Raw genomic sequence first — 25600 nt, forward strand, 5'->3', positions numbered from 1 at the left:
CAAAAAAAAGCCAGTCACTTCACAGTGACTGGCTTTTTAAAATGGACTGTATTTTCAGACTAGTGCGCTAGTTCTAAAATACCCCAAACTTCTAAGTTATTGACTGGCAATACAACGTCGCCATCGGCGTTAGTTGAAAGCGTCAATGGAGTACTTGTACCGTCAGGTAAGTGCAAGGTTGCACCTGTAACTACCTCTGGGAAGTAGCTTTGTGGAATCGCAACCTCTACATTGTTTAATGTAGGTGTAACGCCACCAGCAAACGGACGGTTAACCAAGTGCACAACATAAGGTGCAGCAGCATCTGTTTCATGGATACGTGAAACTGCTGAAACAGTCTCATTTGATTCCGTGCCGTTAATGCTAACGGTTATTTCGATCCCTGATACAGTGCCACGTTGGCCAATATGTCTTACTTTATCGCCTTGTTGGTCTAGCAACGCTTGTTGCTCGGCGGTTAAGTACTGCTGGTCACCATCGAAGAAGATATGGTCAAACTTGTCAAAATCTTCAGGACGCGGAACAACAGGGTAACCTTCATCACCAAACACGAGTAAGTCGAAGTTAATATTACCTTCTGTTAGTAGCTTAGTACTTGATTGGATTTGGTTACCACCATCAATAAACCCTGCTTTCATTGAAGAGTACATTGCATGTACTAGACCTACTTTAGAATACGAGGTGTAATCATCTAGCAAATCAGCTTGTGCTCTTACAAACAAGTAGATATCGCGGTAATTGTCTGCACCTGGCGACCAAGTCCATACTTCACCACCTACCCAAACGTTAGCAGGAATAGAGAATAGGCCACCATATGCATACGCTTGTGCTACCCAGCCTCGGCCGAAACGCGGTGCATCTTGTAAGCGAAGTTCGTCGAATTCCCATGGATAAGGGAAGTAAACTAGTGTTTTATCGACTGCTTGAGCACCTTTTAAGTGAACCAAGATGTTAGTCGGCAATTCTGAAATCGTTGTTCTTGCACCTAGGTTTAATTCACCTGATAAGAACGTAAGATTTTCATTGAACACGTAACCTCGAGATTCAAACAAATGGGTACTTGCACCAATTTCAATATCTGGCTGTTGCTGGCGAATGTAATCTAACACCTCAGCAAATTTCTGATTCCATACATCACGGTTAAAGTAGATGTAATCTTCTTGCAGTGGAATATTACCAGACAGTGTATCACCCGCATTTGACCAAGAGGTGTGAGTTACACCTTGTGCTCTTAAGAAGTCACCATAGTCAAAGCTATTGATATCGTTGATACCTAATGCCGCTAGTTCTCCAGTGCTGTATTTTTTGCTCAACCATACACGGAAGTTTTCCATTGCATAAGGCGAGAAGTCACCACCAAAATCACGCATATCAGTTGAACGCGTCGAGTTTGTTTGGGTGTCAAACATTAGCTTATCTGGATTTGCTTTTAGGATCTGGTCTACTTGAGATTTCATAAATGGAACAAACGCTGGGCTGTGATTACTCAGCCAGTTGTTGTTATAACCATCATGACTTAAATAGCCCATAAACGTCATTCTGACATTTCTATCGTCCAGCGTACGAACATAATGAGGTTGCGGGTTTGTGGTATATTCAGTGAACCAACCATAGCCCCAGTCAAACTCACCACGTGCCGTATACTCATAACCTTCAGCTTGGAAAGCATATACAGCATCTACAGCCCAATCCATGATGACAGTATCGTCATAAAAATCATGCTCAGGCGGGTGTCCCCAGAATGCACCGGTTGCACCAAAGTTATCATAACCTTCAAGTTCTCTGTTTTGAGGGTAGGTATACCAAACATCCGACTTAAGTACTTTCTTGTTTGCAGGTATTTCTACCGGCTTCTTAAGGTAAGTAACGTCTGTTTGTGGACCTTGGATTTCAGCAACAAAGTGATCGTCTGGATTGTAAATTGGCGAAGGAATTGCGGTTACATCACCTAGGCGAGTAAAACGCACTCTATCACCACTCCACTGCCAATCAGAGCCGCCAATAGCTTCAACTCGAACAACCTTTTCACCTGCTTGTTCAACAACAAAAGTGCCGCCGTAAAGTAGGTTTTCAGATGATACGTCCCAACTGCCGGTGCCGCCAAAGTAGCCCCAGGCAACTGGCCAGCCATCAACATCAACACGTGCGCCATAGCTGCCATCATTTGCTGCAGAAATGGTGATGTAAGCGCTATATGTGCCAGGCTCTTCGAATGTCACCATATAGTCACCATAGTCACCATTGGTCACCCAGTTGACTCCTGTAGCTGTTGGGCTAAAGCCTTCAACGCTATCACCACCAACGCGACCGTTAGTGCTTGTGAAAACGAAGCTTTCTAGCTCTACGATAATGTCCCCTTCTTGTTCTAAGTCTGGGTTACCAGTTTCTTCACCTACTGAGGTAAAAATGCTTTCACTCAAAGTAGAAGGATGAACAAAGTTAGTACCACCGTCGACATCGATACCAAAACCAATACCGTCAACTGCGCCGCTGCCGCCATCAGCATTACCGATACGCAATTCAATTTCATGGGTACCTGGTGTTAGGTTTAAGTCAGTTGTTTGTGATGAAGCTTCCCAACTATCATTTGAAAGTACTAGCACACCATCAATGTATAAGCGGACGCTGTCGTCAATGTGTTCATAAAATGAAATATGACCGTCAGCATCGTAGATAAAGCCGGTATAAACTTCGGTGGTATTGCCTTTAATGCTGTCTTCTGTTTGTAACAGATCGGTAGTGCGTTCCCAGTTAGGGTTAGTATCAGAAACATTCATCGCGCCAGCTAGTTCGCCGTACAACAAACCTGGTTGAGGTGTACCAGGGTCCGTTCCGCCACCTTCTTGTGAAGAAGAACAACCTGTCGCATTTGCTGTTTCGCCACTTGGCGTATTAGCACATTGGTCGATATCGTCAGTTACACCGTCATTGTCTGAATCTAGTTGTGATAATGCACAACCTTGACTGTCAACGGTTAAGCCAGTTGCAGTGTTTGGACACATATCCAAGGTATCTGCTACACCGTCATTGTCTGAATCAGCTGGCGGAGTAACAACAATACAACCTGTACCGTCAACCACGCTACCTGCTGGTGTTGATGGACATTGGTCGATGTCATCAGATACACCGTCATTATCAGCGTCAAGTTGCGAATCTGCACAACCTTGACCATTTACTGGCGCTCCTGCTGGTGTATTTGGACACATATCTAAGCTGTCTTCTACACCGTCATTATCTGCGTCAACAACTGCAACAATTTCACAGCCATTAGCGTCAACTTGTGCACCTGCTGGTGTGTTTGGACATTGGTCAATGCTATTGTCTACGCCATCATTGTCAGTGTCGTTATCGACGATAATTTCACAGCCATTGGCATCGACTTGGGCACCTGCAGGTGTATTTGGACACGTATCAACGCTGTCTAGAACGCCATCATTGTCTGCATCACCATCAGTGGAACCGCCATCAAGCGGCGTGAAAGTTAAAGCGTCACCAAACCACATCCAGCTGAATTCGTTAATTTGGCTACCACTTTGCACTCTGATGGTATGTGCACCAGCAGAGATGTAGGTAGAGTCGGTTAACTCAAAATCTTGGAAAACAGCTTGGTTGCCAGTATCTACTGGAACTTCGTTGATTTGGACGTTATCAACAAACAAGATTGCTGTTGCATGGCTAGTTTGGCCAGATGCTAACATTTCGATGCGATAATTACCTGATACTGGGAAGTTGATGTTGTAGTCAACCCAGTCGGTTGTTTGGTTACTATCAACGACAGTATGTTTATCTTCAGGATAACCACGCTCACCGATGATCATACCTTGCGCTCTAGGGTCATCACTTCCCGTAGCGTTGAATGCTTCCATTTCGATAGTAAATGGTGTGCCTGGTTGTCCAGTGTTTCCGTCGTCAGGATTGTCAGGGTTGTCAGGGTTGTCAGGATTGTCAGGGTTGTCAGGGTTTTCTGGCGTTTCCAGTGTTAATGAAAAGGCATCTAAATTCCACTGCCAATCGTGCGTACCAGCACCAGTGATCTTAATGCGGTTAGTGCCTTGTGCTAATGAAATATTGTTAGTGGCAGCCAACGCTTGGAAGTTGTCCCAATGTCCTAGCGGAACATTTGTTGAGCCAGCGGATTGCCAATTTCCGTCGACAAGCACTGAAATTTCTATGGCGCTTCCGCTCGCTATTGACGTACCAATTAGGTATTCAATGGAATACTCACCAGCGGTTGAAACGCTAACATCGTATTCTGCAAAATCTCCACGGTTTACAAAATTTATAGCTTGAACTCCATTTACGCTGTAAATGTTTATCGGTTGAGGGTTACCGTCTTGGTAGGTACCACCGATAGTCGAGTAGCCTTCAGCTTCGACATTTGTTGTCTCTGCAAAAGCTGTCGACGCTACGCCAATCCACAATGAAGTGGACAGCATAGCGCTGACTATTTTTTTACTTGAAGTAATCATGCTTTCATTTTCCCTATAGTCGGGGTTATTAGTATTATTATCTGTTGCCGACTTCTACATGTGCTGAGTTCTATATACACATGCATTGCAACAACTATTTACAATCGGTTTAGTTAACAAAAATATGATAACTGTTAACAATTAACCAAATGAAGTTTAAATAGTAGTCAATCGCAACCGATTTAAATAATAAAAAATTGCTCCATAATGTTATAAATTTGACATTGCTGGTGAGTTATACGAATAAGTTAGTATGTATTAATTACGGAAGGTACTGACTGTACTGGTTTGTTGAAATAAGCAGGGCGGTTTATTTTATTTTCAATTACGGACCGAGTATGCCTTAAAATTGAGAAAACAGAGATTACGTTGACGTTAAGGAGTCAACATAAAGCTATGTTGGTAAAAACTAAGGAAACTGGCTTAAGTAACGGGCAACGTTTAGATGTGTTCAGGCAAATCAACGGGCAGCGCTGTGGTATGTTTAACTTGATCAAGCACAAATAGGGTTTGTGCGTCTTTAATGTCTGGGAAGCTACGTAGCGTTTTTAGAATAAATTGCGACAATTCCTTGTTGCTTCGTGCTACTACCTTCATTAAATGATCATATTGCCCCGATAAAGAATAGCATTCTAGGATAAGCGGATGTGCTTGCACTGCGTTTTTAAAGCCATCAAATTCAGCTTCATTGTTTTGATTTATACTCACTTGTACGAAGGCTACAACACCAAAGCCGGCTTTTTCGGCGTCTAACATTGCGCTATACCCCATAATAATACCTTGCTCTTCTAAGTGCTTTGTTTTGCGTAAGCACGTCGACTCCGACATATGAGTTTGTTTTGCCAATTCAACAATAGACAGGCGTCCTGATTGTTGCAACGCAGTAAGTAAATTTTTGTCCTGTTTTGAAAGCATGGAGGTATCCGTCAATCTATGGCTATTTTTTGAAGAATAGCACCATAAATAACGACTTTGAAGTAAGAATTGACGACATCTTTCATCAGATTTGACATAGGATCTAATAAACCATTCGTTAAAGTGAATACAGACAATGACAAACAAAACGCAATATCATGTTGGCGAGCTCAGTGATAGCCAACCAAGTACTACGCAATACAATCCTTCTGCTTTTTCAAAAGCGAAACATCCAGAACCTTATCGTTTTGAGGTAAATTTAAGCGCGGAAGCAAGCACTAAACAGAAAAAAACAGGGGTAGTGTCAGTTAATATTCCAGGGTTTAGCCCAGTAAAGCTTTACTGCGATGAACAGCCACCTGTTGGCGATGATACGGCGCCGCCGCCACTCGCGTTCTTCTCTGCTGGTATTGGCTTTTGCCTGATGACTCACCTAACCGATATCTTAACTGCCCGTAAAATTCAGGTGGACAGTCTTAAGTTAGAACAACGTATTGTATTTAGAACAAACCTAGGTCACATGAGAGAACACGGTTACATGACTGATGGCGGCTGCGATGTTGTAGAAACGCATGTCATTATCGATAGTCCAGAATCACAAGAACGCATTAAAGATCTATTGGATGAAGCAGAGAATGGCTGTATGGCGCATTTTGCACTGCGAAATCCTATCCCGTGGTCAACTAGGCTTGTGTATAACGGTGAAGAAGTTATTAGTCGCCAAGGCTAGAAATAATACTCGACACCAAAGCCTGCGTACTTTTGCTTGATGGCGGCTAGTGCAGGATCATAGTCGGTAGCAAGGTCACTTTGTTCTATCGAAAAACCACTATAAAACGCATAAAGTTTGGCACGCTCATTCAACGTATAATCAAACCCCAATGATAGACCGGCATTTGTACCTTCTTGGTCAAATGTCGCGCTTTGGTATTGCGCACGTACAACAAAAGCCTCGTGCACGTATCTCAGTGATGCATTAAAGCCATCCATTTTTTGTTGTGTCGTAATATTTTTTTGTGTGTGGTAGATACCGCCAAGAATAAAACCGCCACCAACGTCGACTTGGCCTGTCGCTCTGGCTACGTCATAACGGCCTAGAGAACCATTTACCCTCGCCATTAAACTGGTTACGCCTACATCAGCAGATAGGGCAAGGTACACAGGACCATTTTCAAAACGTGAATCACCGTAGACCAAGGCGTAAGATGATTGAGTCTCTTCTTTTTGTCCTAATGCATTTTGCTCGGGGGCAATATAGGTTATCCAGACACGAAAATTAGCCACTGACGAGGACTTGTAGGTAATTGAGTTCGATGGACGATTTTCACCCACAAATAAGCCTACGATATCGCCCTCTAAATCGTTGAAAATATCTGTGCGGCCCACCGACTGTTTTAACGCGCTATCGTTTCTGCCTAAATAGAGTTCGCCAAACCAACCATGAAAGCCGACATAAATATTGCGATGCTCAAACACATTGTCTTCGTCACCATCCATATCGACCTCAAATTCCGCTCGATAGAACACGTCGATATCCTCTGCAATGGCAAGTCTACCTTTAAAGCCAATACGAGAGGCATTACTTTTAAGCTCGGTAAAACTTCCTTCACCATCGTCGGAGGATTGAAGCGATATATTTGCTTTACCGTAAATTGTCACTGTATCTAGTTCTGAATCTGCTTGCGCCGAGGACAGATAGCCCAATAACAGGCCACTAGCAAGAGCGACCTTAGTGAGGCTTTTTGTCATTTGATTGTCAGCAACACGGTTGTTCATACGTTGGTAAAAATGTAGTCATTGTTATAGAAAGTATTGTTAATCATAGAGAAAAATTAACGAGAAGCACAATTTGTCTTTATTTTTTAAACACAACTAGTTGCAATAAGTAAGCATGATTTAACGCTATAAAACAAAAAGCTCAACCAGAGGCTGAGCTTTTTAACGATTAACAACACTCCGTTTTAGTGGCTTTAGTTGGCGGGCAACAGGCTGCCTTTACTTTCGGTTTTTCAACAACTTGTGCCTGCTCTACTTTGGCCTTGGTTTCCTTGGCCGCAGCTTCACAGCGTTCGCTGTAGCGGTCTACTAGCATCTCTTTACGATCGCGAGTAAGCAAGGTGAACTTCATTAGTTCTTCCATTACATCAACGATGCGCTCGCGAAAAGCAGAGGCTTTCATCGACCCATCGTCGTTAAACTCTTGCCAAGCCTTCGCCACAGACGATTGGTTAGGGATAGTTAGCATGCGCATCCAGCGACCTAGGATTCGCATATTATTTACCGCATTAAAACTTTGCGAACCACCGCTTACCTGCATTACAGCAAGTGTTTTTCCTTGAGTTGGTCGAACAGCACCTTCACTTAGTGGGATCCAATCTATTTGATTTTTCATTACGCCAGACATATTGCCGTGGATTTCTGGTGAAGACCAAACTTGCGCTTCAGACCACTTAACGAGTTCTCGCAGTGCTTGCACTTTCTCATGTTCAACAGAAATGCCATTGTCAAACAAAGGTAAACCTTTTGGATCAAAAAACTTCACGTCGGCACCGAAGTAGGTCAGTATGCGGCCTGCTTCTTCTGCGGCGAATCGGCTCATCGATTTTTCTCTCAGTGAACCATATAAAATCAGCACGCGCGGTTTGTGAGTGCTTTGTGTAACATTCTCGTCACTAAAATTAAAGGTTTGGTTTTGTAAGTAGTTCATATAGTTTCCAGTCTTTGAACGTTTTGTCTATTAGACGAACGGCAATGTGAAAAGACGATTTAATCATTGGAAACTTCTATATTGGTGCGATTCTTAATTTATCAATGCTAATTATCTGCAAGTTGTCGCCCTTTGTTTCTGGAAAATAATAGTTTTCGTGCGTAAATTGTAATAAGGGTTTTAATGCGTAGAGACAAATATGGCGCTGTTGCATTTTTGCAAGTTTTTATCGATACATGTTGTTGGACTGTTTTCGCTCGTTGCCATTTTGATGGGCGGCCAATTTATCAGCTGGGGCCTGCTTGCAGTTGTGCTGTTTTATGTCTTGGGTGATATGTTGTTTGGTGAAGACACATCAACGGCTGAAGTAAAATTTCCCAACCTTTATACGCTACAATTGTGGTTAGCTCTGCCCATACTAAGTTTATTGGTGTTCTCTTTTATTTGGAGCGTAAGTGCCGGAGATGCCCTTGGGTTTGGACAATGGCTCGGCGTACAGTTCAATTATGATTTTATAACAGCAAAAATAAATACGGATACAGCACACCATGTTTCAGGCTTGGTGCTTACCGGATTAATGATAGGACTACTTGGCACCATTACCGCACACGAACTTGTTCATAGAACCTGGGATAAGTTTTCTACGATAGTGGGCCGATGGCTTTTGGCCTTTAGCTTTGATAGCAATTTTTCTATTGAGCATATCTATGGTCACCACAGATACGTAGCCACTGAAAACGATCCGGCGACGGCACCGAGAGGTCGCAACGTTTACGCCCACATCATAATTTCTACGATAAAAGGCAACGTTAGTGCTTGGCGAATAGAAGCAAAACGATTAATGGGTAAAAAAATAGCTGTATTTTCCTATCAAAATCGCGCTATTCGCGGCTATTTGATGAGTGTTGTTTTGCTTGTGATAGCTTATTTTATCGGGGGTATTGTTGCTCTGCTGTACTTCGTCGCCTGTGCCCTATGGGCAAAAGCACTATTAGAGATAGTGAATTATATGGAGCATTACGGCCTGATTCGAGCACCTAAAAATAGGGTACAACCCTACCATTCTTGGAACACCAACAGACGATTAAGCTCTTGGACAACGTTTAATTTAACGCGTCACTCTCATCATCATGCACAAGGTCGTGTGCCTTATCATGATTTGCAACCTTATCATGATGCTCCGATGATGCCTGCGGGCTATCTAACTACAATTATTATCGCTATGGTGCCCCCATTATGGCACCGAATCATGACGCCAAAGGTACTTGAATGGGATAACAGCTTTGCCAATGAAGCCGAAAAAATAATGGCGGAACAAGCTAATGTTACCTGTGGTTTGAAAGGCTTTACTAACGCCGATAGCAACTAAAAAATAGAGCCGCTATGTTTTCTCGTTTTCAACATAAATCACTACCATTAACTGAATTTGTCGCCCTGATGGCGCTAGTAATGTCTCTAGTGGCCTTGTCTATTGATGCGGTGTTGCCTGCTCTCGCTCTGATGGGGCAAGACTTAGGCGCCACAGATTTAAGCCAAACGCAAAAAATCATTACCTACTTGTTTGTTGGGTTAGCGCTAGGGCAGTTGTTGTTTGGGCCGCTTTCAGATTACATCGGTCGCAGGCCAGCAATGATAGCGGGCTTCATTATATTTTTTATTGGCAGCCTGATGGCACTATTTGCGCTAGATTTTGACACCTTGGTGTGGAGCCGGTTTATTCAAGGCATTGGCGTAGCAGCGCCACGCGTATTATCGATGGCAATCATTAGAGATCAACATAATGGCAGGGCGATGGCCAGAGTCATGTCATTTATTATGATGTTTTTTATTCTCGTGCCTATGCTGGCGCCGATGTTTGGACAATTAGTGCTAGTCTTTTTTGGCTGGCATGCAATCTATCTTGCAATTGCACTGATCGGGCTGGTTTCGCTTCTCTGGTTCTTATTAAGGCAGGCTGAAACCCTTGATAAAGAAAATAGACAAACCTTTTCCATAGTTGGCTATTGGCAAATGGCAAAGCAAGTGTTTACTAACAAAAAAGCCATGGGATACACACTAGCCGCAGGTATTATGTCGGGCCCGTTTGTCTTTTACCTCAGTTCAGCGCAACAGTTGTTTCAACTAGAGTATCAGCTAGGTGACTATTTTGTAATTTACTTTGCTGTACTCGCATTTTCTATCGGTATTGCATCGTTTGTAAATGGTAAATTGGTGATGCAAGTTGGTATGCGGCCAATGGTTAACAGGGCTCTAATAGTAACGCTTGTGGTGTCTGTTTTATTTGCTGCGCTTAGTACCTTTTATCAGGGCTTACCTGCGCTTTGGAAAACGTCCATTTATTTGCTTCTAGTGTTTTTCTGTCTAGGTATTTTATTTGGCAATATGAACGCATTAGCTATGGAGCCATTGGGCAAGGTAGCTGGATTTGGCGCGGCGATCGTTGGCTTTGTATCAACCATGTTGTCGGCGCTATTAGCGCAATACATTGGTACTTTTTTTCAATCTGGCGTGATGCCATTAGTGGTGAGTTTTTGCATCGCCTCATCTGTATCATTGGTGGTCATTTGGCTCATCAATTTTTATGAGGCGATAGACAGTTAGTATTACCTGTGGTTAGCCCAAGGGTCAGCGGGTAATGGTTTTTCTGAGCGACGACTGTTGCTTCTTCCACGCTTGTTGCCGCGATCTCTTTGCTGTGCTTTACGCATGCGTTTTTCGCGTAACCGTTCGGCATCTTCTAAGCTTAATTCTTTTGGTTCGCCCGCTTTTTGATCCATAGGAATAATGCGATCTCGTGGTGGCAACTCAAATTGTTCGTCACTTGCGCGCGGTAAACTCTTAAATTGGTATAGATAAAAGCTTTCGACTTTATGACGCGCCCAATCTGTTTTTTTAAGAAACTTGGTGCTGGCTTTAACGCTCGGATTATTTTTAAAGCAATTTAAATTCAAATAAGCCGACAAAATATCGAAACCGTAATGTTCCACCAGTTCGGTGACGATTTTTTCCAATGATTGGCCATGCAAAGGGTTATTCTGATATTGCTCTGTACTGTGCGTCATCTTAGTGTGTGTTCAAAGGGGCTATAGCGTTATTATAGCCTTTTACGTCTAAGATAAGAAACACGATTATTGCAACAGCAAATAGATACCAAAGATGATCAGCGCTGCGCCTACCGTATATGAAAATGCCTTGGCGTTGGGGAAAGTTTTCTCAAGAATAACAAGTAGCGTCAGCGCGATGATAAGCGAAATATTCATTACGCCACCAACAAACAATAGCGCCATTAAAAACCAACAACATAAAACACAGTAGCTACCGTGTTTAAATCCAACGCTTAGTGCGCTTAATTTATTGTTATTCCATCCCTTCATCACGACACTCATCGGCGATCTGCAAAGCTGCAAACAGCGCTGTTTTAAGGGAGAAAACTGATAAAACCCTGCAACAATTACAATGCCTGCGCTAAACACTTGGCTGGCACTATCCATCATTGGAGTGAGTAAAGTAAAGTGATGTAATCCCCATTGTAAAAAAGTGACAAGTACAGAGTATAAACACCAAGCGAGCAGATAGCCCGCGGCAAAAACTGAGATAGGTACGTTGCGATGGTGAGCCTGCGTTTGCCGTTGATTAAATTTTTGTACAAGCAATAACACCGGTAGCGCCGAAGGTAGCATCATGCCAGCCATCATCACAGCCCACATGACATACAACATGACAATATCGTGCGCTTGCCATTGTGAAACTGGCTCCATGTTCATAGTCATGCCAAATAGCATATAGTGCCAACACAGATAAATGGTCAGTAATATAAAAGTAAGGCCGAAGGTTCGGCGCAACATTGATTCCATATTGTTATTCTTAGAAAGTCTTTATTGTTCAGTTTACTGTGCTACGCGGTAGGCCAATTGACAACAGCATTGGCGGCAAAGGTATCTGAAAAGGCAAAATTAAGCGCACCACGATTTATGTGCATATGGTCGGTTTTCCCTATTTTACCATCGTTCCACATAAAGCCGCCACTAGGGAAGGTAATATGCACATGGTTTTCCTCGCCAGTCACCGGGTTAAGGTGAGGGGTTTGCTGCGCGGAAACGACACCTTCTATATTGACCGAAGAGCGATAATCGTCTTCATTGACGTCAATGTCGGCCATAATTGGCCCTTCAAATGCACTGAATAACGTCGCTATTGCAGCTACCGGCATCCCGCCTGCTTGGCCAGACATTATTGTGGCTAGTGCTGTTACTTGTTCTGGAGATGCTTGGTTATCGATAAATAAAACACCGGTGCCGTTGCCATCATGCATAGCGCCAGGCCACGAGGCTGCAAACACCATCTTTATACCGGTTAAATTAAGAGTCTGGTAGTGGCCTTCAATCACTTGTAAGCCTAGTATCGCTTCACAGCCACCATTTTCGCTTGTTGGGTGACCACCGAATTGACATCCGCATCCGTGACTACAACTACAATTTTCTATTTGGTGCATTTTTAATGCCCACTCGAGTTGCTCTGACATATTGTCTCTCCTTTTTATCTTTAAAAAGTATAGTAAAGGTTCGGCAAATCAGCACGTTTGTGTAACACTTAGGCTAATTAGCAATATTCACGAAAGGGCGCAATGTGACAGACTTTGATTTGTTGATTCAATTACATATTAGACAATTAAGACAAGGGCCTGGTGGGCAGGATGAAACTTTACTTGCTGCCCGTCTTGCTGGTGTAAATGCTGAACAACGACTAACCATTGCTGATATTGGTTGTGGCACAGGTGCAGCAGCGCTTACATTGGCAGAGCATTTTAACTGCGATCTAACCGCCATAGATTTTCTGCCGGCATTTATTGAAGAACTAAAGGTAAGGGCAGAGCAAAGAGGCGTGGCAAATAAAATTACCGCTCAAACCGGTGATATGGCTAATTTGCCATTTGAAGAGCAACAATTTGACGTGTTGTGGTCAGAAGGTGCGATATACAATATTGGTTTTAAGCAAGGGATAAAAGCTTGGCGAAAGTTCTTAAAACCTGGTGGCAAGATCGTATTGTCAGAATTAACGTGGTTAACACAGAACCGCCCTTATGAATTGACCAATCACTGGCAAAAAGAATACCCCGAAGTGGCAACTGCAGGAGAGAAAATCGCTCAGCTTGAAAGAAATGGCTACAAATTATTGGGTTATTTTCCGTTGCCAGAATATTGCTGGGTCGACAATTATTTTCAACCTTTGGTAGAACGCTTTGACTCATTTAAAGCGCAGTTTCCAGAAAAATCGTCAGAGGTTGATGCGCTTATTGAAGAGCAACAACAAGAAATCTCCATGTACCAAAAATATAAAGCTTACTGGAGCTATGGCGTTTATGTTGCCGAGAAAATCGCGTCTTAGCTTATGGCATAAAGCGAATATCTTTAATGGTAAGCGCAAAATCCCCCGGCTTTTTGTCAGCTAACATAAAGCCTACGCCTATCACTTGTTGCCAAGCAATAGGATCCAGCTCTGTAAGCAAGCGTCCACGGTATGTCGCGATAAATGCGTCCATGGGCAACATGATAGTTTGGTATTCCTCTGTCGTGGTGAACATGTGTCGGTATGAGACTTGCCCCGAATAAAGGCGAGAATACAAACGCAGTTGGTAGTCTCTACCGTCACCTTTAACAGTAATAGCGACTTTGGAAGCGGCTTTGTTTATTGGTTTTATAGCGGCTCGAATACTGGCAAATCCGCCATAGTTTTCTAACGATAGATTGCCACGAAAGATAGCTTCGTTATTTTCTTCAACAAAACTAGCAGACGAGCGTCCGCCCATCACGGTGTCGTTGACAATTTGCCAACGCAATTGATGTTGGTTGGAAAAATCTGTTACCAGCATATCGCCTGCGGCTGGCGTTATCAGTAAAGTGGCTATGGGTATAATCATCTTCATATCTCGTTGCTGCTGGTTTTAGTTATACGCTGCCATTGCATGTTTGAATCACTTTTTTGTCGACTTTTTTGTCTTTTCTGGTCAATAGGGTGATTGAAGCTGATCAAAAGTGGGCGAGTGGACGTAAAATCGCTACAATATGCTCGCCTTGGCGAATTCACTATTAAATAGAAGTACAATGAAGTTAACAATAACAAACAAAATTCAACATGTGTCGCTGACGTTACTCAGCGCTACCGTGCTCAATCAAGCCCTGTTCACATCTACTTCTGCAACCGCGCAGGAGTCTGCCGATAACAACGAAATAGAAAAAATTATCGTTACCGGTACACGTCAGGAGCAAGCGTTAAAAACCAGCGTATTTAGCGGTGATGAAATCAATGCTCAAACCCTTGAGATGATTGCGCACACGCATGTGCAAGAAAGTTTATTGCGAATTCCTGGCGCTAATTTTGCCCGTGGCAATGGCCAAGAATATTTACCGGCGCTGCGTTCTCCCGTACTAACAGGAGCTGGTGCATGCGGTAGCATTTTGTCTGCCGAAAATGGTGTACCGCTGCGCGCTTCAGGCTTTTGTAATATCAATGAATTGTTTGACGCAAATACCGAAATGGCGCAAGCAATAGAAGTGATTAGAGGCCCAAGCACGGTAGTTTTTGGTTCCAACGCGATGCATGGCATCGTTAATGTGATCACGCCCGATGTTGCACAAAACGATGGATATCTAACCTTAGATGCCGGTCCAAATAACTATGCTAGAGGCAAACTTTCACAGTCATATAGCCAAGGTAATCATGGATTTAGAGGTGATTTTTCATACACGAATGATGGCGGCTATCGCGATAGTGCAGGCTTTAACCAACAAAAAGCTACATTAACGCATGAGCTTGATTTCGAACAAGGAAACGCTAAAACCTGGTTTAGCTATAGCCATCTTGATCAAGACACTGCTGGCTATTTAGTGGGTGAAGACGCATACAAAGATGAATCACTGAGAAAAACGAATCCTAACCCAGATGCTTATCGAAACAGCACAGCGATGCGCCTCGCTTCACGCTGGCAGTTAAATGCTGGAGACACAATATGGCAGATTACGCCATATCTAAGACATACTCGAATGGACTTTCAAATGCATTTTTTACCGGGAACACCGGTAGAAGAAAATGGTCAGGATAGCCTTGGTCTGCAAAGTGCAATGTTTACCGAGCTTAGCGCCGATGTGCAATTTACTGCAGGATTAGATGTTGAGTTTACCGATGGTTTCTTAAAGCAAACACAAGCTGAGCCAACGCAAGGTAGTGACTTTTTACAAGCCACTATTCCGCAGGGTAAACAATATGATTATCAAGTAAACGCGTTTGTTGTAGACCCATTTGCGCGAATCGACTGGCAATTAAATTCGCAATTGTTAATAAGCGCTGGTGCTCGTTTTAGCTATACCTTGTATCAATACGATAATCTTATGCTTTCAGGAAGAACAGATGAGTTTGGTAACCCATGTGGTTTTGGCGGCTGTCGCTATAGTCGACCAGAAGATAGCGATGATAACTTTTTTACTGTCTCACCAAAACTGGGTGCTGTATATGAACTAAGTGATACCACACAAGTATTTGCCAACGTATCGCATGGCTTTAGAGCGCCCCAGGCAACCGAACTTTATCGTTTGCAGCGCGATCAACAAGTAGCAGAGCTAGATCCAGAAGAAATTGTTGGCAGTGAACTTGGTTTAAGGCAGCAACATCAAAACTTTTCGTGGGATTTAACGGCGTTTTGTATGAAAAAGTCGAATGTCATTTTTAGGGATTCGGATTTCTTTAATGTCGATAATGGCAAAACGAACCATCAAGGTCTTGAGCTTGGTGCTGATTACCGCTTTCTTGAAGATTGGCAATTGTCACTAAGCGCCAGTTATGCAGATCATACCTACGATCAAGACAGAGTGCTCAATGGCGTGAATATTAATGGCAACCAAGTAGATTCTGCGCCTAAACACTTTGGTAGTATGCAGTTGAGCTGGCAGCCAATAAATTCATTGTTTGCCGAGTTAGAGTGGGTGCACCAAGGTGACTATTTTACCGACCCGGAAAATTTACATAGCTATGAAGGCCATAACGTTTTTAACTTTAGAGGCACATATGATATAAACGCACATTTTCAACTAGCATTAAGGCTGCTTAATATCACTGATGAACTCTATGCTGAGCGCGCTGATTTTAGTGGTTTTTCAGGTGACCGGTATTTTCCAGGTGAACCAAGACGTGTCTATGTTGGATTGACTGCGCGTTGGTAATAAATCTAAGTATTTTAGTAAAAAACATCTAAACTAATAATAAATCTAATAAAATTTGAGAATCTATGTTTAAAGGTTTGGTCGCAATATTAATGACAATTGTGTGCTTGAGTGCACAAGCAACTGAGCAAAAATCGTCAGAGCAATTAAGCGCTGAAGATGAGGCAGTATTGTGCAATTGTGACCAAGGACAAGAGTTGCCAAAAACAGAGCAATTTGCCACGGTAAAACAAAAGAAAATTGGTGAACCCTTGCTGGACGAGGACGGCAACCCCGTTAAGTGGGACAGACCCTTACCTTTTTTCGCACAAAACGTGTTAGATCTTGGATTTGACCTACCAAAACCATTTGGTATTGCCATAGTGCCCAACACGGTTTCTCAAGATTTATTACTCACTGATTTATTTGTTGGTATCAACGGCAGTGAAAAGATTCCGATCGATTTTGTGCAGTTTGGTACAGCAAGGGCAGAGAATGCCAATTTGCAGCTTAAAGCCGATGTCTGGGTGTTTCCTTTTTTGAATCTCTATGCCACCTATGGCGTAATGGAAGGTTCTGCAGACGCACCTATTCAGATCAAAGGCAATGACCTACTCGAATTTTTGGGTATCAACTGTGACGGTTTGTTCGCGCCAAACGCATGTGTACGCACCTTCGCCGGTATTGCTAAACCTGAGTATACAGGCTCAAACTACTCTATAGGTTTTAACTTGGCGATGGGGTGGGATCGTTTCTTTGTCACCTTGCCAGTTACCTACGTAGTGACAGACCTTAATATACTCCAAGATGATGTAACGGCCATCAATGTGTCTCCGCGTATTGGTATTTCAACTGATGCCGCTCACTGGGGGACGCTATCGACTTTTGTCGGTATTACTTATTTGCATGCCGAGCTCGACGTTGCAGGTTCGCTTGCTTTAGATACTTCTGATATTCCTGGGCTAGATGATGTGACAAACCTAGACTTTGTTATTAACCAAGAGAACAAAGATAAAATTAACTTTTTGATTGGTTTTAACTGGGATGTTACCAAGCACTGGTCGTTTCATGCTGAAGCTGGCATTGGTGGCAGCAGAGAAAATTTTATCGCCTCAACAACCTATCGCTTTTAACACTTTTATTTTGATTTAATTTTTATCGTATTGTTGTGTTAATGATCAAATGTAAATAAATAGTAAAATAATTTGAGTTGTAACTTATTGATAATGTTGCAGACTTTTATATTAAATAAATTTATTAAACTAAATGATACTAATTCTTATTTACATCTGCATGTTCATTTACTACACTAGCCACATAAAAATACAGTTCAATAACAATCGGTTTCAAAATGACGTTCAAAAAGACTCTTATTAGCAGTGCAATTATCGCTTCTACTGCTTTGTTATCAGCATGTGGTTCAAGCTCTTCAGATCCAGAAACAACGCCTCCTCCAAGTAATTCTGCACCGACAGATATTACCCTTAGTTCAAACACTGTAGCCGAGAATGCTATGGCAGCAACTATCGGTACTTTATCGGCAACAGATAGCGATGCAGGCGATACCTTCACGTTTACTACCGCTGATGAACGTTTCGTCATTTCAGGTGATGAATTAGCACTGGCTGAATCTGTAGTTTTTGACTTTGAAGTTGACCAATCAGTTGACGTAACAGTTCAAGTAGAAGATAGCGCGGGCAATACTTTCTCTAAAGCACTTACTATCGAAATTACCGATGAATTAGATTTCTATGGTTTTGCTAGTAAGTTTGTTGACGGTGAATCTAGTGTTTCATATAGCGGCCAAATCGCTCGTCATGCATTAATTGCAGAACTAAACCACTTTATTGGTGAACAGTTACAGTCAGAAATTGACGCAGGTAATATCGCAAGTCGCCAAGACGTATTAGATCGCCTTGACCGTTTGTTCCGCACAACTGAAGAGCAATGGGACAACTTCCCAATTACCTTCACAACAGGTACAAAACAAACATTCTTTACTGACATCGCAAGCTATAAGAGCTTAGTGGGTAAAATTGCTGGTAACGATGCAACAGGTCAGCACAAAGACTGGACAGTTGCAGGTACTATGACAGGTTGGGATTCAGATACTACACCAGAAGGCTTAGTTGACATTCTATTCGGTCAATTGGCTGACAATGCTGAACAATATATTTTAGGTAACCAACGTTTAGACGCAGATGGTGCAATTATTACCAAGCTTTACCTGAACGCTGATGGCACAGACCTTAAACAACTTATTCAAAAATTCTTGTTAGGTGCAGTTGCATACTCGCAAGCAATGGATGACTACTTTGGTGACGAAACTGAAGGCAAAGGCTTAACTACAGACAACGTATCTGCGGTAGATGGCAAATCTTACAGCAATTTAGAGCATCAGTTTGACGAAGGTTACGGTTACTTTGGTGCGGCGCGTAACTACTTGTCATATAACGACAATGAACTAGCGGGCAAGGTTGAAAGTGAAGAAGACGGCCGAGCTGATTGGAACGGTAAGCATGACACAGACGGTGATGGTGTAATCGATTTACTATCAGAGTATAACTGGGGTAATTCAACCAATGCTGCCAAACGTGACCGTGGCACTGTAGGTAATACAAACCCTACAAACTACACACAAGATATTATGGAAGCATTACTCGCTGGCCGTAGCTTAATTAATGAAAACGCAGGAATGGCGTTATCAGCTGAGCAAATGGAAGAGCTTGTAGGTTATCGTGATGCGGTATCAAAAGGTTGGGAACGCGCTATTGCTACAACAGTTGTTCATTATATCAATGACACAATTGCTGACTTAGAGAACCTTGGTACTGACGATTTCAATTTAGAAGATACAGCTAAACATTTCTCTGAAATGAAAGGTTTTGCGCTTGGATTGCAATTTAACCCTTATTCTGAAATTTCAGATGCGGATTTCGATGAGATTCATCGTTTAATGGATGTATCTCCAGACCTAGATACGACAACTGTCGCGACATATATCGAAGACCTTAAAACGGCTCGTACCATGATTGCAACGTCGCTTAGTCTCGATGAAGAAAATGTACTTAATTGGTAATGTGTTAAACAAACCAATAAAGGATTAACTAAAAGCTTGGATGGCAACATCCGAGCTTTCTTCGTTTTTTAACGTAGGTGTTTTGTGAATAAAAGAACCAATAAATTATCTCTAGTAGCGCTAGCTTGCAGTTTGTCTTTAACTGCCTGTAATCAAGAGACTACTAGTACGCTTGGCCCAGATTATGGCAACAATAACGACACAGATACTGACTTCGATCAGATCGCGCTTGTGTCCAACTTAACTGACAATGTGATTACTCCGACGTTTGATGAGTTTTTACTTCAAGCTCAAGCTCAAACGGTTGCAGTTGACGCTTATTGTGCAGCAGAGAAAAGTTTTGCAGCGGGTAGTGGCGATCAAGCAAGCGTAGATTCGGCAAAATCTGCGGCGCAGCAAGCTTGGCGCGACAGCATGAATGTGTGGCAGCAAGCTGAGATGATGCAACTTGGTCCTTTGCTAGAGCAAGATGGGCTGGTTCGTAACAACATCTATTCTTGGCCAATCGTAAATACCTGTTCAATAGACTATGACGTTGTTTATTTTCAAGAAGGTACGGTCAACGGCCAACCTTATAACATTGCAACGCGCACGCCTTCTAGAAAAAGTATGGTGGCGATTGAATACTTGCTGTTTAACAATAATTTAGCTCACAGCTGTGATGCGGGTTCTCCGCCTGACTGGAATAGTTGGACTGATAGTGAGCGCGTCATTGCACGTTGTGAATTTGCCACAGAAGTTGCCCAAGACGTTGCAAATAATGCGCAAACATTAGTCGATGCTTGGAATGCTGAAGACGGCTACGCACAAGCGTTGAAACAAGCAGGTACTGAAGCAAGTAGCATTGAGTCGGCGCATGACGCGGTTAACCGTATCAGTGATGCTATGTTCTATTTAGACAGTAAAACTAAAGATGGAAAGCTAGCGACACCATTGGGCTTGTTTAGTAACGAATGTGGCGGTATCGCGTGCCCTGAAGCTGTTGAAGCGCCTTTCAGCATGCATTCTTATGACAATATCCAAAACAACCTAATTGCCTTTGAACGTTTACTTACAGGTGATGGAGGTATTGGATTTACTGATTATTTGGTAGATGTTGGCGACCAGGACACGGCGGACACAATGACAGCCGATGTAGCGACAGCGATTGCCAATGTTTCTGCGAGTGAAAATTCAATGCAGCAAGACTTAATTAATGACGAAGTAGGTGTGCAGCAAAAACATGCCGAAGTAAAAGCAGTAACTGACAAACTTAAGGTAGATTTTATTAATAGCTTAGCACTAGAACTACCGAGCACGTCAGCAGGAGATAACGACTAATGATGTTTAGAAAATCAGCAATCACGTTAGCGTTACTTTCTACTGTCTCTATGCCTCTAAGTGTTACAGCTGAAGAGAATGTAAATGACGATGCTTCAAACACCGCAAATGAGGCCTTAGTTGAGCGTCTGCAAATCATTGGTCACGGCGATAGACTGCGCACAGAAGCGGGTTCAGCAACGTTAATTGGAGAAGTTGAATTAGAAAAATTTAAGTTCGATGATATCAACCGCATTCTTTACAGTGTGCCTGGTGTGAACATCCGTGAAGAAGATGGTTTTGGCTTAAGGCCTAACATTGGTTTTCGTGGTGCAACCCCAGAGCGAAGTAAGAAAATCACGATTATGGAAGATGGCGTTCTAATTGGTCCTGCGCCATATTCAGCGCCAGCCGCTTACTATTTTCCAATGACCAACAAAATGACTTCCATTGAGGTATTTAAAGGTCCAGCGGCAACTAAATATGGTCCTAATACCGTTGCTGGCGCGTTGAATATGACGACAAGACAAGTACCGGAAGATAGCGAAGGTCAAATAGAAGTTGCTGCAGGTAACTTTGGTTTTGGTAAAGTGCAAGCGCATTACGGTAACACCATTGGCCGTTTTGGGTTTGTGATCGATGCTGTTCATTTGCAATCGATAGGTTTTAAAGAGCTTGATGGCGGCGGCGATACCGGCTTTGACAAAAATGATGTGATGGCTAAGTTTAGCTATGATTTAAGCTCTGATTCTTTGAATCAGCTTGTTTCTGTAAAACTTGGTTATAGTAGTGAAACTTCCGATGAAACCTATTTAGGATTAACTGACGATGATTTTGGTGCTAGCCCAAACAGACGTTATGTGGCTAGCCAAAAAGATCTAATGGATTGGGATCATCAACAAGTGCAGTTTACCCATTTTATTGGTAATGACACCTTTGATGTAACCACACATGTTTATCGCAATGACTTTTCTCGTTCTTGGTTCAAGTTAAATGGCTTTAAGGGTGGATTGGTAAATGCGGATGTACAAGAGGTACTAGCCAATCCGTACGACGATGCTAATTTCCCTTTTTATCAAGTGTTGACGGGCCAAAGAGATAGTGTTGAAGAGTATGAAAAAATCATCCTTGGTGACAACTATCGCGAGTATTACTCGCAAGGTATTCAGTCGGAATTCCATTATGCCCTTAACCTATTTGGCTTCGATCATAAGTTAAACGGTGGCGTGCGTTTTCATCAAGATCAAATACAACGCTTTCATACCGAAGACGCATTTATTATGCAGTCTGCACAGTTAATATCCGACGGCAGTGATACAGTTGCAACCACCACTAACTTAGAAGAATCGGATGCTATTTCTGTCTTTCTTCAAGATACATTAACGTTTGATAAATTGGCGCTGACCTTTGGTGTTCGTGGCGAATTTATTGATAGTTATTATCAAAACAAAAAGCCAGGACAAGAAGGCGATTGGCTTAAGAAAAGTACTCAAATTTGGCTGCCAAGCGTAAGCGGTTTTTATACCATCACGGATAGTTTTGGTTTACTGTTTGGTGTGCATGAAGGCTTTATTCCTACAAGTCCACAGGAAAGTCCTGAAATAGACGTAGAAAATAGTATTAGCTACGAGTTTGGTACACGTTTTAACAATGGTCACACGCAATTTGAAGCTGTAGCGTTTTTTAATGATTATGAAAACTTGAAAGAAAGCTGTTCGTTTTCCGCGGCATCAAGTTGTGGTGATAGCTTAGATCAAGAGTTTAATGGTGGCGAAGTTGACGTTTATGGTTTGGAGCTTTCAACATCGCATAGCTTCAACGTAACTGATTCTATCGAATTGCCGTTGAGTTTGGTTTACACCTACAGTCATGGCGAGTTTAAATCAGATTTTTCTTCTGACTTCCCTATGTGGGGAGATATTACCGCTGGTGACGAACTGCCTTACTTGCCAGAACATCAGGCGAGCTTAACTATTGGTTTGGTTGGCGATGTATGGGAATTCAACGTAATAAGTCGCTATGTTGGTGACATGTTAGAAGCCTCGGGTGAAAACGTGACATTATCTGGTGTAAGTACCAACTCACTTGTTACTGTTGATTTGGCCGCGAGTTATGATCTTGATACTTTGGGCAAGGTTTACATTAAAGTAGACAATGTGACCGACAACCAAGAAATAACCAGCCGACGCCCTTACGGAGCAAGACCTAGCAAACCACAGATGGTACAAGTAGGTTATCAGTATTCCTTTTAGTGAAACTGCGCCTAATTATGAGATACTATTAAGGCGCTTTATAGCGCCTTTTTTATTGGCTTGGCAATGTTTACAGACTTAATGTTGAAATGATAGATTTTTTACACACTAACTTCGCTGACTTGATCAGTTACTTAGATGACGCAAACAAGCGCCTTTATTGGGGCTATTTGGTTTCGGCAATAGTGCTGGCGGTAGGTGTGTATTGGGCGACTCATTCATCACGCAGTATTAAACAGTGTTTTGCCTTTATTTTCCCAAAACGTATATATTTGTCGGCTTCAGCCCGCTTAGATTATCTGCTATTTGTAGTAAATAAATTAGTGCGCGCAGCGCTGTTTCCATTGATTTTGATCACCATGGCTCCTATCGCGCTTCATGTGTCCGGAGTCATTGAATATGTATTTGGCGCACCTGAATTCATCCAAGCAAGTCCCGCAACCATCATGGTGGTATTCACATTGTTGCTCTTTTTGGCGGATGATTTTTCTCGTTTCTTTTTACATTATTTAATGCACAAAGTGCCACTACTTTGGGAATTCCATAAAGTACATCACTCAGCTGAAGTACTTACGCCCTTTACTGTATATCGCTCGCATCCATTAGAGAACTTTTTGTATGCTACGCGGATGGCATTAGCTCAAGGCTTTGTTGTTGGTGTCTGCTATTACTTATTTGGTCCAACGCTTAAAATGATTGATATCGTTGGCGCTAATGTCTTTATTTTCGCATTTAATATTTTAGGGTCGAACTTACGCCATAGTCACATATGGCTCAGTTTTGGCAACAAAGTGGAAGGTTGGTTGATAAGTCCGGCGCAACATCAAATACATCATAGCGATAACCCTAAGCATTTCGATACTAATTTAGGCACGGCTTTAGCTATTTGGGATCGGTTATTTGGTACGCTGATTAAAGCGTCAGACGTAAATAATATTCGGTTTGGTATGGGCAAGCATTCTGCAGACCATAGTTCATTATGGAAAATGTATACTCAACCAATTATGGCTAGTGGAAAACTGATCAAACGTAAACTATCTGTTAGCACTGAAGCAAAATCGAAAGCCGAATAATCAGTTTGCCAGCCGTGGTAATTATGCTTATTAAGCGCTAGAAATTTGCTGATATAATTCGTCTTTAAGCACAGCGCGATCATGTTTTAACTGGTGCATAGCTTCATCGTCAATGGGCGCACTGTTTAACTCTAGCTCTCTAATTTCTTTATCTAGCGCATTGTATTGCTTGTTTTTGTCCGCAAACACCACATCACTTTCATTAAGTGCATTAATCTTATCTTTTAACTCTGGAAAGTCGTTAATTAACGAGTGTACTTCACCTAACATGTCGGCTCCTATTGGGATTGTTTAACTTAAGCTTAGTCTATTTTCTTAAATAGAAAGCGTTAATTTTTATTCCCCAATAAAGATGCGACGACAAGACTGATTTGCGCGCTTAAATAAGCGAGGTGCTTGATATTAGTACACCATTTATATCAGCGTATAGCCAATCACCCTGACTAATGGTAATACCTAAGAATTTAGCAGGTTGGCCGAGCTCACCTAATCCTCGTTTATCTGTTTTTCGTGGCATACAACCAAGGGCCATAATACCTAGAGATAGATTTTCCAAAATTTCTACGTCACGCACGCAACCATTAATGACAACGCCGGCCCAACCATTTTTTATGGCTGCGAGGGCAAGGTTGTCACCTAGAAATGCAAATTGCTTGCTACCATGTGCTTGCACAACTAACACTTTTCCTTCCCCTGGCGACTTTAGCAATTGTGCTACTAATGAATTGTCGTTTGGACATTCAACCGTAACCACCTGACCACAAAAAGGTTTATTACAGCCAAAATGGATTAGACCAGCTTCGGCTACTTGCACTGTTTGCTGAAAAGCATCATATAAATCGGGTGTCGAAAACGTCATGTTGTAATTCACATTATTGATGGGTTATGGGATGTTTCATCATTCACCAAGACGCAAACAAGGTGTTAATTCATTTTATTGATAGTCGATATGTCAAGCTCACTAATTTGGTTTACCTTGCAGGGTCTTTTGCGATAGAATGCGCGCGAGTTAACCAGACAATCGCTGCTTGCTTCTAGCAAGGGGAGGAAAGTCCGGGCTCCAAAGAGCAGGGTGCCAGATAACGTCTGGGCGGCGTAAGCCGACGACAAGTGCAGCAGAGAGAAGACCGCCTAAGCACGCAAGTGCCGGTAAGGGTGAAAGGGTGCGGTAAGAGCGCACCGGGCCACTGGTAACAGCTGGCAGCAGGGTAAACTCCACCCGGAGCAAGACCAAATAGGAACTCGTACGGCGTGGCTCGCGTTGAGTTCGGGTAGGTTGCTTGAGCCTTAGAGCGATTTAAGGCCTAGACGAATGATTGTCCACGACAGAACCCGGCTTACCGGTTAACTCCCTCTTTCCTAAATATCTGGGGTCAGAACATGTTCTGACCCCAGATGTCATTATATTTTCATCAATACGTTAGCTAATATGAATAGTCGCAATGTTTTAACACGCGTTGAAAGCCGCCGTCCTGCCACAATCATCGTATGCGAATGATTGCGCTTATTCCAAGAACAGAACCCGGCTTATCGGTTAACTCCCTCTTTCCAAAATATCTGGGGTCAGAACATGTTCTGACCCCAGATGTCATTATATTTTCATCAATACGCCGA

General features: G+C 42.5%; 20 protein-coding genes and 1 other RNA gene. 11 read left to right on the top strand and 10 right to left on the bottom strand.

All coding sequences use genetic code 11. The annotated features are described in order from the left end of the window. Positions 1-59: 59 nt before the first annotated feature. Positions 60-4469: a thrombospondin type 3 repeat-containing protein gene (locus QUD85_RS02860; protein ID WP_093328038.1), complete on the bottom strand. Its 4410-nt coding sequence runs from the start codon at positions 4467-4469 to the stop codon at positions 60-62. Positions 4470-4910: 441 nt separating this feature from the next. Further along, complete coding sequence (locus QUD85_RS02865) at positions 4911-5384, bottom strand: Lrp/AsnC family transcriptional regulator (RefSeq protein ID WP_093328037.1); 474 nt, start codon at positions 5382-5384, stop codon at positions 4911-4913. A gap of 136 nt (positions 5385-5520) precedes the next feature. Between QUD85_RS02865 and QUD85_RS02870 the strand changes: the two genes are divergently transcribed. After that, positions 5521-6114, top strand: coding sequence for an OsmC family protein (locus tag QUD85_RS02870; protein WP_093328035.1), 594 nt, complete (start codon positions 5521-5523; stop codon positions 6112-6114). On the opposite strand, the gene QUD85_RS02875 is transcribed toward QUD85_RS02870, so the two are convergent. Together QUD85_RS02875 and arsH are read right to left on the bottom strand one after the other, a co-directional pair. Further along, entirely contained in the window at positions 6111-7133 is a 1023-nt protein-coding gene (locus QUD85_RS02875; protein WP_286219623.1) for a porin, read from the bottom strand. The two genes, QUD85_RS02870 and QUD85_RS02875, sit on opposite strands and share 4 nt — an antisense overlap. A gap of 196 nt (positions 7134-7329) precedes the next feature. Further along, positions 7330-8091, bottom strand: coding sequence for an arsenical resistance protein ArsH (gene arsH, locus QUD85_RS02880; RefSeq protein ID WP_093328031.1), 762 nt, complete (start codon positions 8089-8091; stop codon positions 7330-7332). Between the two features lie 199 nt (positions 8092-8290). Between arsH and QUD85_RS02885 the strand changes: the two genes are divergently transcribed. Further along, on the top strand, positions 8291-9460 hold the full coding sequence (locus QUD85_RS02885) for an alkane 1-monooxygenase (protein ID WP_093328029.1): 1170 nt from the start codon (positions 8291-8293) through the stop codon (positions 9458-9460). Between the two features lie 14 nt (positions 9461-9474). Then, positions 9475-10692 (top strand): multidrug effflux MFS transporter, encoded by a 1218-nt coding sequence (locus QUD85_RS02890; protein WP_093328027.1) that lies wholly within the window; start codon positions 9475-9477, stop codon positions 10690-10692. 2 nt (positions 10693-10694) lie between these two features. On the opposite strand, the gene QUD85_RS02895 is transcribed toward QUD85_RS02890, so the two are convergent. From QUD85_RS02895 to QUD85_RS02905, 3 genes are all read right to left on the bottom strand, one after another. Further along, positions 10695-11153 (bottom strand): VF530 family protein, encoded by a 459-nt coding sequence (locus QUD85_RS02895; protein ID WP_093328025.1) that lies wholly within the window; start codon positions 11151-11153, stop codon positions 10695-10697. Positions 11154-11219: 66 nt separating this feature from the next. Then, entirely contained in the window at positions 11220-11849 is a 630-nt protein-coding gene (locus QUD85_RS02900) for a DUF2182 domain-containing protein (protein WP_245732060.1), read from the bottom strand. 137 nt (positions 11850-11986) lie between these two features. Then, the gene (locus QUD85_RS02905; protein WP_093328023.1) at positions 11987-12613 is read right to left on the bottom strand and encodes a DUF1326 domain-containing protein; all 627 of its coding nucleotides are present in this window, start codon (positions 12611-12613) and stop codon (positions 11987-11989) included. Between the two features lie 104 nt (positions 12614-12717). On the opposite strand from QUD85_RS02905, the gene QUD85_RS02910 reads away from it, so the two are divergent. Beyond that, positions 12718-13476 carry an SAM-dependent methyltransferase gene (locus QUD85_RS02910; RefSeq protein ID WP_093328021.1) on the top strand — a complete coding sequence of 253 codons (759 nt, stop codon included), beginning with the start codon at positions 12718-12720 and terminating at the stop codon, positions 13474-13476. A 1-nt stretch (position 13477) separates the two neighbouring features. Here the strand turns inward: QUD85_RS02910 and QUD85_RS02915 are convergent, their stop codons facing one another. Continuing rightward, complete coding sequence (locus QUD85_RS02915; protein WP_286219625.1) at positions 13478-14008, bottom strand: CIA30 family protein; 531 nt, start codon at positions 14006-14008, stop codon at positions 13478-13480. A 184-nt stretch (positions 14009-14192) separates the two neighbouring features. Between QUD85_RS02915 and QUD85_RS02920 the strand changes: the two genes are divergently transcribed. From QUD85_RS02920 to QUD85_RS02945, 6 genes are all read left to right on the top strand, one after another. After that, a complete protein-coding gene (locus QUD85_RS02920) occupies positions 14193-16304 on the top strand; it encodes a TonB-dependent receptor (RefSeq protein WP_177168845.1) in 2112 nt (703 codons plus the stop codon). A gap of 65 nt (positions 16305-16369) precedes the next feature. After that, positions 16370-17416: a hypothetical protein gene (locus tag QUD85_RS02925; protein WP_093328016.1), complete on the top strand. Its 1047-nt coding sequence runs from the start codon at positions 16370-16372 to the stop codon at positions 17414-17416. A gap of 218 nt (positions 17417-17634) precedes the next feature. Further along, entirely contained in the window at positions 17635-19362 is a 1728-nt protein-coding gene (locus QUD85_RS02930; protein ID WP_093328015.1) for a DUF4856 domain-containing protein, read from the top strand. Positions 19363-19446: 84 nt separating this feature from the next. Continuing rightward, positions 19447-20682, top strand: coding sequence for an imelysin family protein (locus QUD85_RS02935; RefSeq protein ID WP_093328013.1), 1236 nt, complete (start codon positions 19447-19449; stop codon positions 20680-20682). After that, positions 20682-22913 (top strand): TonB-dependent receptor family protein, encoded by a 2232-nt coding sequence (locus tag QUD85_RS02940; RefSeq protein WP_322787104.1) that lies wholly within the window; start codon positions 20682-20684, stop codon positions 22911-22913. The genes QUD85_RS02935 and QUD85_RS02940 overlap by 1 nt, the downstream gene beginning before the upstream one ends. Positions 22914-23002: 89 nt before the next feature. After that, on the top strand, positions 23003-23986 hold the full coding sequence (locus QUD85_RS02945) for a sterol desaturase family protein (RefSeq protein WP_093328011.1): 984 nt from the start codon (positions 23003-23005) through the stop codon (positions 23984-23986). 30 nt (positions 23987-24016) lie between these two features. Here the strand turns inward: QUD85_RS02945 and QUD85_RS02950 are convergent, their stop codons facing one another. Together QUD85_RS02950 and rraA are read right to left on the bottom strand one after the other, a co-directional pair. Further along, entirely contained in the window at positions 24017-24256 is a 240-nt protein-coding gene (locus tag QUD85_RS02950; protein WP_093328009.1) for a YdcH family protein, read from the bottom strand. Between the two features lie 109 nt (positions 24257-24365). Then, entirely contained in the window at positions 24366-24845 is a 480-nt protein-coding gene (rraA, locus tag QUD85_RS02955; protein WP_093328008.1) for a ribonuclease E activity regulator RraA, read from the bottom strand. A 146-nt stretch (positions 24846-24991) separates the two neighbouring features. Here rraA and rnpB point away from each other — a divergent pair. Then, an RNA gene (gene rnpB / locus QUD85_RS02960) (RNase P RNA component class A) lies at positions 24992-25342 on the top strand. Positions 25343-25600 lie beyond the last annotated feature (258 nt).

This window comes from Thalassotalea agarivorans (assembly GCF_030295955.1).
Taxonomy (GTDB): domain Bacteria; phylum Pseudomonadota; class Gammaproteobacteria; order Enterobacterales; family Alteromonadaceae; genus Thalassotalea_D; species Thalassotalea_D agarivorans.